The sequence below is a fragment of the Arcobacter sp. CECT 8989 genome, from assembly GCF_004116715.1.
GTDB lineage: Bacteria > Campylobacterota > Campylobacteria > Campylobacterales > Arcobacteraceae > Halarcobacter.
In genome coordinates this window covers 1-2,593 of sequence record NZ_PDKE01000027.1, presented here as the reverse complement: position 1 = coordinate 2,593, position 2,593 = coordinate 1, and the positions used below count along the sequence as shown (strand labels likewise).

Genomic DNA, 2,593 nt, shown 5'->3' with positions numbered 1-2,593 from the left:
TTTGTTTGGTGTTTCTGTTGCTGGTTTATCAATTATTGGCTTTGAAGTAACTTTTGTACCAATTAACCAAATAGGTTTAGTATCTCCATCTTTTCCAACTTGCCAAGATAAAACTGGAGTTCCTTTTATCATTGTAGAATCTTCAACTATATCCCAATTAGCATTTTTAAAAATATTTAAGTCTTTTATTGATGATGCACTTAATCCTTTTGAACCAGACTTATCATTTGTGTATCCACTCTTAGTCGTATTCCAAAAAGAATTATTTATATTAATTGTTCTTCCTGATTGGTGTAATCCAATAAAACCATGTCCTCTTGACGCATTTGTAACACTAACTTTTCCATTTGCATAAGAGTTATTAATAGAGAGTGAATATCCAGGATCTGTTATACCCCATCCTATAAATCCTCCAGAGTACTCATTTGCTGTTACATCAACCTCTGTATATGAATTATTAATGATAATATTATTTGAAAAACTACTTCCTGAACCAACTAATCCAGCTACATATTTATCTCCAGATACTGTTCCTTTAGAATATGATCTATTTACTTCTCCTGTTTGTAAGATCCCCACTAATCCCCCAACATAATTATTTCCTTTAACTGTTGTATCAGCATAAGAGTTATTTATAGTAGTGTTCTTTGTATACCCAATTAATCCACCGATTTTATCATCTCCTGAAATTGTAGATGACTTAGTATGAGAGCTATTAATAATTCCATTGTCTACATATCCTACAACTCCTCCAATATAGTCACTTGATGCATCTATCTCTCCTTCAAAGTAACTATCTGTGATACTAATATCATTTGTTGAACTTCCTTGACCATACCCTAAAACTCCACCGACACTGCTAGTTCCTGTAATGGTTGCTTTACTATATGAATTATCAATTTCTAACTTGTTAGCATATCCTATCAAACCTCCAATATTAAATTCAGAAGCATTGATTGTACCTTCAAAATAACTATCTGTGATACTTGAACCATTGTTATTTTCTGTGCTATCTCCTGTAGAACCAATAAGTCCACCTAAGGAATTATTACCATTTATTGTTGATTTACTATAGGAATTGCTGATTTGAGTATTACTCATTCGCCCTATTAATCCTCCAAGAGAGTTTGTTCCATTTAAAATAGATACGATTGAATAAGAATCATCGATTTGTGTATTTGTTGAATGTCCTATTAATCCTCCTACAAAATATCCATTAGCATTGATATTTCCTTCAAAAGAACTATTAAGGATAACAATATCATTGTTGTTTGTTCCGCTAGCCCATCCTACAAGACCACCTAATAGTCTATTTCCTGTAATTGTTCCTCTACTATAAGAGTTCGTTATTGATCCAGATAAAAATATCTGTCCTACTAATCCACCTATAATTTCATTTGTAGTTCCAGCATTTATATTCATTGTAGAAAAAGAATCTCTTATACTTGATTCTCGTAAAATCCCTACAAGTCCACCAAAGTTAGAAGCATTTGTATGTGATGCATTAACTGCCCCTTGAGATGAAGAGTTAATAATTTTTGAGTTTTCTTCTGCTTTCCCAACTAAGCCTCCTACTGTATTTGCTCCACTTACATTACCAGTGAAGGAACTATCTGTTAAAGTAGTATTTTTCATTAAAGCTACAATTCCTCCTACTTGAACTGCATTGGAAGGATTTGTTTGTGTAGCACTTACATTCCCTGCTACATGAATATTGTCTAGGATTGAATTATTTGCAAAACCAACTAATGCACCAGCATCAACAACACCTATGATATCCACATTTGTCATTTTTAAGTTTCTTATTTCAGCATTATCTAAATTAAAAAACATACCTACTCTAAACCCATTATATGCATCAGTTCCATCAAGAGTAGGTCTATTTATATATAAAGAATCAATCGCATAATTCTTTCCATCTAACTTTCCAGTAAAGGGGTAGCCTATCATTTCAAAACCTTTACTCCCATTCCAGTTTACTGTATCACTAGCGTCAATATCACTTCCAAGTTCATAATTACCATTTAAAGCTGTATTTATCCATTGAAGTTGATGGACATTATTAATTACAACTTTTGCATTTGTATCAAAGATAACTTTATCAGAAGCATTTGCTGCATTAAAATATACTCCACCATTTGTATCATTGGTATTTTCTATGGTTGCATTTACATATATTTCATTACCTGCAGTTAAAGTAAGTTTTGTTGGATCAGCCCAAGTGATGTTTTCATTGACTGTTATATCGTTATCTGCTTGAAGTTCTACATCTGCTGAAACTAAAGCATTTTGAATTGCATTTGCACTTACACTTGCTCCTGTTAAGATATTTCCACCTGTATTTTCTATGATCATATTAACTGGGTCTAAAAGCCACTTAGATGTTTTTATTTCTGTTGTTGAAGCTACATTTAGTTCTTTACCAGAAGTTTCAACAAACCCTTCTTTAGCCCTAATTGCTCCAGCAATCTTAGCTTCACCACCATGGGCAAATAGTTCTACAAATCCAGTAACACCATCTAATGAATTAGCTTCTATAATACCTTCATTATTTACAACACCTTTTAGTAGTTCATCTACTGCATTTGTTGTA

General features: G+C 32.5%; 1 protein-coding gene. It reads right to left on the bottom strand.

The features are described from left to right. A partial coding sequence (locus tag CRV02_RS14205; RefSeq protein WP_258239321.1) for a GLUG motif-containing protein occupies positions 1–2,593 on the bottom strand: 2,593 nt, incomplete at both ends.